Here is a 6,987-nt window from a genome sequence, read left to right as displayed (position 1 = left end):
GATCCAGAACAACCACTACCGCTGCCTCAAAGCACTGCGAAACCTGTTACCACGAGAGGATCGCCTGTTGGCGGTACAAGCATCATGAGCTTTCAACCTATTATACCATCGGATGGCATTGTCGGCTGGAACTTCTTGCAGGCAACCTATGACAAACAATTCGAGACTTTCACGAAGGACGCCGTTCTCCAACGCGAGACAGACTACTTTATGGAAAACATCGGCAATGTGAAATCTGCCGAAGATTTGGTTGGAGACACCCGCCTGCTAGAAGTTGCTCTTGATGCCTTTGGTCTTGGCGAAGATGTCTATAAAAAAGCCTTTGTCATCAAAGTCCTACAGGATGGAACCTCTGCGGATGACGCCTTGGCTAATAAGTTGGGCGACGACCGCTATGTAAAATTCAGTGAGGCTTTTGGTTTTGGCCCCGGCGATACAGTTAAAACCGGGGTTGTCCAGGACATGGCTGATCTAGTGTTTACCAACAAGGTACAGGCTTTTGAAGAAGCGGTTGGTGAACAGGATCACTCGATGCGGGTCGCAATGTACGGTGAGCGTGAACTTGCCAACCTGGCCACAGATGGCACTAGCGTGAACACCCAATGGTTCAATGTGATGGGTCAACCTGCTCTTCGCGAGATGTTCGAAGTTGCATTGGGCTTACCAGAAAGTCTTTCAAAAATTGATCTGGACCAGCAATTGGATGCCTTCAAGTCGAAGGCCGAGATTGTGTTTGGCACCAGTGATATCAGCGAATTTGACGACCCCGATATGATGAACAAACTGGTGAATACATATCTGGCACGCCAACAAATCGCAGATTTTAGTGCGTCGCAATCGTCGGGTGCTACCGCCCTGATGCTTTTGCAGTTCTGATAACGGACAACAATGAAAAACGGCGCGGCGGGCATTGCCCTGATCGCGCCGTTTCTAATAGATATCCAGAACCGTAGAATTTGTTGCGTTCAGCGACTATTGCCCGCGCGGCGCATCAGCAAATTCAGTCGGTTGAAACTACTTTGGATACCTTCGGCATCATTTTTTCCAAAAAAGCTGTCCAGCTCTGGCCAGATTTTTACAGCCTGATCCAGAACCAAATCGCTACCTTCAGAATATAGCCCGGCACGAATCATGACTTCTGATTGTTCGTAGGTGCCCAGATATTTTCGCACGTTTGAGATAATCTCATTTTCTTCAGGCGTCGCTGCGGCTGGCAGGCTACGAGAGACAGAGCGCGAAACATCAATAGCAGGGAATCTGCCCCGTTCGGCGATCTCACGGTTCAACACGATATGGCCGTCCAGAACCCCGCGCAGAATATCAGCGATCGGTTCATCCATATCGGAACCAGCCACCAATACGCTGAACACAGCCGTGATGTCACCCTGCTCTTCTGTTCCCGTACCTGCTCGCTCGCATAGGCCAGTGATTAAAGGAGTCACCGAAGGGGGGTATCCGCGCAGGGCTGGTGCTTCGCCTGAAGCAACCGAAATCTCGCGGTGCGCCTCGGCAAAGCGGGTGACTGAGTCAGCGAGAAACAGTACATTTTTTCCCTGATCGCGAAAGTGTTCGGCCACAGCCATTGCCGACCAAGCACAGCGTCTCCGGATTAACGCAGACTGATCCGATGTTGCGGCCACAACGATGGCTCGCTTCATACCCTCAGGCCCAAGAACTTCGTCAACAAAGTGATTCACCTCTCGACCACGTTCACCAATCAGGGCCATTACCACGACGTCAGCATCCATATGCTGAGCCAATTGAGCCAGAAGAGTGGATTTGCCCACGCCCGAACCGGCAAAAAGTCCGACTCGCTGACCGCTAACGATCGGGAGAATCGTATTCAGGACAGAGACTCCGGTTGGAAGACGGGCTCCCAGAGACTTGCGCTCCGCCGCCAGTGGTGGTGGCGCCATCAGATCGCGAGGTTCACCACCCCGCATCATTGGCCGCCCATCTAAGGGTGCACCAAAAGGATCAACCACCCTGCCAATCCAGTTGTCACCTGGTGCAAATTCTGGTGTTGGATACAGCAGAACAGGATCAGAAATGGCCACTTTATTCGGCGCGACATCTGGTAACATGCTGATATAGTTACTATTAATCATCATTACTTCACCGGACAGCGTGTCTCCATCCTGCCGCTTCAAGACCAAACGATCACCGATTCGTGCGTCTGTTCCAAGGCCTGAAATTTCGACGACTCCACCCGATATTCCGGTCACCCTCCCCATCGGCGTGGCCAGCTTTTTACTAGCGATCTCCCGGGTCAGTGCATTCAGGTCAGCGGTCATTGCGGTTTCTCCAACAAGTTTCTGAAAACAATTTCTAAAGGAATCGGGGTTAAGTCTTGGTTGAAATCAATCGAGGGAGAAGCCCCGATGTTCACAGAGCTGAATGTCTTTAAACTAGCAAATGCTATGGCGACCCATGCTGGGACACGCCAAGCACTGGTATCGCAGAATATCGCTAATGCCGATACACCTGGATACCACGCCAAGGACATTAAACCATTTTCCGAAGTCTTTGACGACGATTCGCAGCAAGGCACTATGCGTGCCAGCCGCCACAATCACCTGAACGGGTCATCCGGTCAGGGGATGAACTGGACCGTCAGCGAATCGGGCGCTGGCACTGATCCGAATGACAACTCCGTTTCGATCGAAAGCGAGATCCTGAAAGGAGTCGAAGTCAAACGTCAGCACGACAAGGCTTTGGCAATCTACAAATCGTCCATGAATGTACTCCGCGCCAGTCTGGGCCGTGGTTAAGGGAGGTCTGATCAATGAGTGAATTTTCCAATGCTCTATCGGTTTCATCAAGTGCCTTAAAAGCACAGGCCACTCGCCTGCGTCATGTATCCGAAAACATTTCCAATGCAGATACACCTGGCTATCGCCGTAAAACTGTTCCGTTCGAAGCAGTGCGCGACATGAACAGCGATGCAGAAAGCGTCAAAGTGGGCCGGGTGCATTTGGACCGGACCGATTTGGACCAGGTCTATGATCCTTCACACCCGCTAGCTGATGCTAGTGGCCACTATGAAGGCTCGAACGTCGATCTAATGATCGAAATTGCTGACGCTCGTGAAGCTCAGCGCAGCTATGAAGCCAACCTAAAAATGTTCGATCAGACTCGGCAAATGTCGTCGTCATTGATGGAACTACTTCGCAGATAACTAGAACCTTAGGAGATCCAGAATGGATATTCGCAGTCTTTCCGCCGCCAGTGGCTATGCAGCAGCACGCCCAGCCACCAAAGTTGACCCAGAGCATTCCGGCAGCGACGCTGGCGCACTTCTGAAAAATAGTTTTCAGGATTTCACAGCGACCCTGCAGCAAAGCGAACAGGTTTCGGTTTCAGCGATGACCGGCGGCGCCGACCCACATGCACTGGTCCAGGCCTTGGCTCAAACTGAACTGGCCGTTGAAACGGCAGTGACAGTTCGGAACAAGGTCGTTGAGGCCTATCAAGAAATTCTGCGGATGCCGGTCTAAGCCATGATGAGCGAGGGACAATTCTACGACACTCTGCGCCAGGCGATGTGGACAGCTGTCATGACGTCGACGCCGATTCTAACTGTCGCTTTGGTTGTTGGCCTAAGCATTGGTTTGTTCCAAGCGCTCACTTCTGTCCAGGAAATGACCCTGACGTTTGTGCCTAAACTGGCTGCAATCATGGTCGTTTTCTGGATGACCATGGGATTCATGACGCAAACGATGCTGGCCTTTTTTCATGGCCAGATCATCCCACTGATTATTGGAGGTTCGTAATGGAAACCGCAGGTTACGCCACACTCTCTCGCCAAACCGGCCTGATGCGCGAAATGCAGGTTGTTGCGAATAACATCGCCAACTCGGCGACAACCGGATACCGTCAGGAAGGTTTGATTTTTTCGGAATTCATCCAGTCTGGCCCTGGCCAATCGTCGATGTCGATGTCGCGTGCTAACATTCGCAATACCTCGATGGAACAGGGTTCCCTGACACAAACCAACGGCACTTTTGACCTCGCAATCGAGGGTGACGGCTTTTTCAAAGTCGAAACTCCGATGGGTGAGCGACTAACCCGGTCCGGAGCGTTTTCACCTAACGCTGACGGTGATTTGGTTACACCAGACGGCAACCGTGTGCTGGACGCAGGTGGGTCACCTGTATTTGTCCCAGGTGACGCAGAAACAATTCACGTTGCCCCTGATGGTACCATCAGCGCAGATGGAAACCCGCTAGGCCAAATTGGGATATTCAAACCCGCCGAAGCACATACCCTGATACGTGAAGATGGCGTCATGTTCCGTGTTGACGGGGACATCGAAGAAACTGATCAGGCCCAAATCCTGCAAGGTTTTGTCGAGGGCTCAAACGTTAACGCTATTTCGCAGGTGGCACGGATGATCGAAATTCAACGCGCCTATGAAATGGGTCAGAGTTTCTTGGAAACAGAAGACCAACGCATCCGTAACGCCATCAAAAATCTGATCAAATAACACAATTCGTAGGAGAAACCCGATGCGTGCCCTAAAGATTGCAGCTACCGGAATGAGCGCACAACAACTGCGCGTCGAGACGATCTCGAACAACCTCGCCAATATGAACACCACCGCTTACAATGCACGACGGGCAGAGTTTGCAGACCTTCATTATCAACAGGTATCGCGAGCTGGGACGGTAAACTCCTCAGATGGAACTGTGCTGCCAACTGGTGTTCAGGTTGGCCTCGGTGTGCGTTCATCTGCCGTTTCAGTCTATCTGGCGCAAGGGGCGCTTGCACAAACGGGCAATGATCTGGACGTTGCAATTGATGGCAAAGGCTATTTGGAAGTCACTCTAGCATCTGGCGAGAGCGCATACACACGTGATGGCTCATTAAAGCGATCTGCCGAAGGTCTGATTGTTACGTCCGATGGGCTCGCTGTGTCACCCGATATCACAATCCCGTCGGATGCTCGCAGCATCTCAATCAATGGCGAAGGCGAGGTTTATGCGTATTTTGAAGAAACTGCCGAAGGTCAGCTATTAGGTCAGTTGACCCTGTCTGGGTTTGCAAACCCAAAAGGGCTTGAAGCTCGCGGAAGCAACCTATTCACCGAAACCGAAGCATCGGGCGCACCAGTAGTCTCCACCCCGGGTGAAGACGGTCTTGGATCGCTACGACAAGGATATCTCGAGGCCAGTTCGGTTGATGCCGTACGTGAAGTCACCGAACTGATCGAAGCGCAGCGTGGCTATGAAATGAATGCTAAAGTTATATCGGCCGTCGACCAGATGATGGGCGCGACCACGCAGGTGCGCTGATGAGACTTACTCTAACATTTCTGGCAATTCTAATGGCTCAAACAAGCTGGGCCGATACCTTGGTGCCAGTCCGCACAATCCGAGCCAAGCAAATCATTTCGGCAGAAGATTTAGCTTACAAATCCGTAGATATCGCCGGTGCCTTTTCCGATCCCGCAGACGTGGTTGGACAAGAGGCCCGTGTATCGCTTTACGCTGGTCGCCCAGTACGCCCTGGCGACATCGGACCACCAGCAATAGTCGAACGCAACGATTTGGTGACGCTAAAGTTCCGCCGCGGCGGGTTGTTGATTGCAACCGAAGGCCGGTCCCTGGGGCGTGGCTCCGAAGGCGAAATAATCCGGGCGATGAACCTATCGTCACGCACTACAATTTCCGGACGCATTAGCGCCGACGGCTCCATCGAGGTAAGATAATGCACAAGAAACTAACAATGACCAAAATGGCGTTGGTTGGGCTGGCTTTGCTTGGCGCCTGTGCTCGACTGGACCATGTGGGCAAAGCCCCCACCTTTACCCCAGCAAACGAAACACCTGGACATGTTGCAATGCTGTGGCAGGGACTACCGGTTTCAAGCCAACCACAGCGCGCCGTTGACGAGGCCTCACTTTGGAGCGGTGCACGGCAATCGTTGCTGGGTGATCGGCGCGCCATTCGTAAGGGCGACATCCTGACTGTTGTGATCGAAATTGATGAGGAAGCCGAAATTTCAAATGGAACCTCTCGTTCCCGGTCAGGTGAGGAAGCCATGGGCGTCTCTAACTTGCTCGGCGTTCCCCAACGACTGGATGAGCATCTACCAGATGGCGCCTCGATGGCCACGGCGGTTGACCTAAATAGCAGCAGCGCCTCTACCGGCAAAGGTTCGGTAAAGAGGAACGAAAAGCTCACCCTGCGTGTCGCGGCGACCATCGTCGACGTCCTGCCCAATGGCGTACTCGCCATCAACGGATCGCAAGAGTTGCGCGTGAACTTTGAGATGCGTGAACTATTGGTCACTGGTTATGTTCGGCCCGAAGACATCAGCCGACAGAACGAAATCACTTATGACAAAATCGCATCTGCCCGAGTTTCCTATGGTGGTCGTGGACAAATCACAGATGTGCAGCAACCACGTTATGGCCAGCAGTTGCTCGACGTCGTCTTGCCATTCTGAGGAAATCCCATGTTGTCAAAACTTTTACCAATCATCCTTCTCTTAGTCGGTACCGGAGGCGGTATCGGCGCAGGAGTAATGCTTGCCCCTCCAGCCGAGATCGAGGCGTCTGGTGAGATGGAAGACGGGCATGCGGTCGCCACAATAGAAGAGAGCCATGGGGAGGAAGGGGAGCCTGAGCATGTATACGTCAAACTGGCAAATCAGTTTGTCGTGCCCGTGGTCGAACGCGATGAACTGTCTGCCCTGGTGGTGCTATCTCTGAGCTTGGAAACATCACAAGAAATGAGCGATCGGGTCTATGCTCTTGAACCAAAGCTGCGTGACGTGTTTTTGCAGGTACTGTTCGACCATGCAAATATGGGTGGTTTCAGGGGGGCTTTCACCCGTTCGGATGTGATGATGCCATTGCGAACAGCCTTGCGTGAAGCTGCTCAGCATGAACTTGGTCGCGGTGTTTCTGATGTATTGATCATGGATATATCCCGTCAAGACGTCTGACTTTATCAAAAGTACCAATAGGAGAAGGGCCAAACC

11 protein-coding genes are annotated in these 6,987 nt (G+C 52.3%); 10 read left to right on the top strand and 1 reads right to left on the bottom strand.

Going from position 1 to position 6,987, the window contains the following annotated elements:
• The coding region (locus GO984_RS18980; RefSeq protein WP_342448112.1) for a DUF1217 domain-containing protein at positions 1 to 876 on the top strand (876 nt) is incomplete at its 5' end.
• A gap of 89 nt (positions 877 to 965) precedes the next feature.
• Here the strand turns inward: GO984_RS18980 and GO984_RS18975 are convergent.
• Complete coding sequence (locus tag GO984_RS18975) at positions 966 to 2,294, bottom strand: FliI/YscN family ATPase (RefSeq protein ID WP_157024157.1); 1,329 nt, start codon at positions 2,292 to 2,294, stop codon at positions 966 to 968.
• A gap of 87 nt (positions 2,295 to 2,381) precedes the next feature.
• Here GO984_RS18975 and GO984_RS18970 point away from each other — a divergent pair, with 87 nt between their 5' ends.
• Genes GO984_RS18970 through GO984_RS18930 form a run of 9 tightly spaced genes read left to right on the top strand, consistent with a single transcriptional unit; the run spans position 2,382 to position 6,951 of the window.
• Entirely contained in the window at positions 2,382 to 2,771 is a 390-nt protein-coding gene (locus GO984_RS18970) for a FlgB family protein (protein WP_157024156.1), read from the top strand.
• Positions 2,772 to 2,785: 14 nt separating this feature from the next.
• Positions 2,786 to 3,178 (top strand): flagellar basal body rod protein FlgC, encoded by a 393-nt coding sequence (flgC, locus tag GO984_RS18965; protein ID WP_157024155.1) that lies wholly within the window; start codon positions 2,786 to 2,788, stop codon positions 3,176 to 3,178.
• 22 nt (positions 3,179 to 3,200) lie between these two features.
• Positions 3,201 to 3,497: a flagellar hook-basal body complex protein FliE gene (fliE, locus tag GO984_RS18960; protein WP_157024154.1), complete on the top strand. Its 297-nt coding sequence runs from the start codon at positions 3,201 to 3,203 to the stop codon at positions 3,495 to 3,497.
• 3 nt (positions 3,498 to 3,500) lie between these two features.
• Positions 3,501 to 3,773, top strand: a complete 273-nt coding sequence (locus GO984_RS18955) for a flagellar biosynthetic protein FliQ (RefSeq protein WP_138162630.1) — start codon at positions 3,501 to 3,503, stop codon at positions 3,771 to 3,773.
• Positions 3,773 to 4,486 (top strand): flagellar hook-basal body complex protein, encoded by a 714-nt coding sequence (locus tag GO984_RS18950; protein ID WP_157024153.1) that lies wholly within the window; start codon positions 3,773 to 3,775, stop codon positions 4,484 to 4,486. Before GO984_RS18955 ends, GO984_RS18950 begins: the two co-directional genes overlap by 1 nt.
• 22 nt (positions 4,487 to 4,508) lie before the next feature.
• Positions 4,509 to 5,294 carry a flagellar basal-body rod protein FlgG gene (flgG, locus tag GO984_RS18945; RefSeq protein ID WP_157024152.1) on the top strand — a complete coding sequence of 262 codons (786 nt, stop codon included), beginning with the start codon at positions 4,509 to 4,511 and terminating at the stop codon, positions 5,292 to 5,294.
• Positions 5,294 to 5,710, top strand: a complete 417-nt coding sequence (gene flgA, locus GO984_RS18940; RefSeq protein ID WP_157024151.1) for a flagellar basal body P-ring formation chaperone FlgA — start codon at positions 5,294 to 5,296, stop codon at positions 5,708 to 5,710. The genes flgG and flgA overlap by 1 nt, the downstream gene beginning before the upstream one ends.
• Positions 5,710 to 6,450 (top strand): flagellar basal body L-ring protein FlgH, encoded by a 741-nt coding sequence (flgH, locus tag GO984_RS18935; RefSeq protein ID WP_157024150.1) that lies wholly within the window; start codon positions 5,710 to 5,712, stop codon positions 6,448 to 6,450. Before flgA ends, flgH begins: the two co-directional genes overlap by 1 nt.
• Before the next feature lie 9 nt (positions 6,451 to 6,459).
• Positions 6,460 to 6,951, top strand: coding sequence for a flagellar basal body-associated protein FliL (locus GO984_RS18930; RefSeq protein ID WP_157024149.1), 492 nt, complete (start codon positions 6,460 to 6,462; stop codon positions 6,949 to 6,951).
• Positions 6,952 to 6,987: the final 36 nt, after the last annotated feature.

Origin of the sequence: Parasedimentitalea huanghaiensis (assembly GCF_009753675.1) — a bacterium.
Taxonomy (GTDB): domain Bacteria; phylum Pseudomonadota; class Alphaproteobacteria; order Rhodobacterales; family Rhodobacteraceae; genus Parasedimentitalea; species Parasedimentitalea huanghaiensis.
This window is presented reverse-complemented; position numbering and strand designations above follow the sequence as displayed.

What these genes read in the sequence shown, in the direction of transcription:
- GO984_RS18975 (WP_157024157.1), bottom strand. Translation starts at nt 2,294, where the DNA reads ATGACCGCTGACCTGAATGCACTGACCCGGGAGATCGCTAGTAAAAAG.
- GO984_RS18970 (WP_157024156.1), top strand. Translation starts at nt 2,382, where the DNA reads ATGTTCACAGAGCTGAATGTCTTTAAACTAGCAAATGCTATGGCGACC.
- flgC (WP_157024155.1), top strand. Translation starts at nt 2,786, where the DNA reads ATGAGTGAATTTTCCAATGCTCTATCGGTTTCATCAAGTGCCTTAAAA.
- fliE (WP_157024154.1), top strand. Translation starts at nt 3,201, where the DNA reads ATGGATATTCGCAGTCTTTCCGCCGCCAGTGGCTATGCAGCAGCACGC.
- GO984_RS18955 (WP_138162630.1), top strand. Translation starts at nt 3,501, where the DNA reads ATGATGAGCGAGGGACAATTCTACGACACTCTGCGCCAGGCGATGTGG.
- GO984_RS18950 (WP_157024153.1), top strand. Translation starts at nt 3,773, where the DNA reads ATGGAAACCGCAGGTTACGCCACACTCTCTCGCCAAACCGGCCTGATG.
- flgG (WP_157024152.1), top strand. Translation starts at nt 4,509, where the DNA reads ATGCGTGCCCTAAAGATTGCAGCTACCGGAATGAGCGCACAACAACTG.
- flgA (WP_157024151.1), top strand. Translation starts at nt 5,294, where the DNA reads ATGAGACTTACTCTAACATTTCTGGCAATTCTAATGGCTCAAACAAGC.
- flgH (WP_157024150.1), top strand. Translation starts at nt 5,710, where the DNA reads ATGCACAAGAAACTAACAATGACCAAAATGGCGTTGGTTGGGCTGGCT.
- GO984_RS18930 (WP_157024149.1), top strand. Translation starts at nt 6,460, where the DNA reads ATGTTGTCAAAACTTTTACCAATCATCCTTCTCTTAGTCGGTACCGGA.